Here is a 310-nt window from a genome sequence, read left to right as displayed (position 1 = left end):
CAAAGACGCCGCACCGGGTAATCGATCGAGTGCTTCTTGATGAAGGCGTACTTCAGCCGCACTCCTTGGCAAAGTACGCGGCGGCCTTCTTTAAGATGTCTCGCTCTTCCGTCACCCGCTTGAGTTCAGCGCGCAGCTTGCGCAGTTCGGCCTGCTGATCATCGTCGTGCTGACGCTGCTCTTGGGGCTTGCTGTAGACCTTGATCCACGCGTAAAGACTGTGCACGGACATGCCCAAGCGCTGAGCGACATCGGCGACAGGTTTGCCTTTCTCGGTCACTTGCTTGACCGCTTCGATCTTGAATTCTTC

At 56.8% G+C, this 310-nt stretch carries 1 pseudogene; it reads right to left on the bottom strand.

Going from position 1 to position 310, the window contains the following annotated elements:
• Positions 1 to 310, bottom strand: a pseudogene (locus ACF8MI_RS19100) (transposase); the annotation flags it as partial.

This window comes from Pseudomonas sp. yb_9 (assembly GCF_043103635.1).
GTDB classification, from domain to species: domain Bacteria; phylum Pseudomonadota; class Gammaproteobacteria; order Pseudomonadales; family Pseudomonadaceae; genus Aquipseudomonas; species Aquipseudomonas monteilii.
Note: the sequence above shows the minus strand (reverse complement) of the source record. Positions and strands in the feature narration are given on the sequence as shown.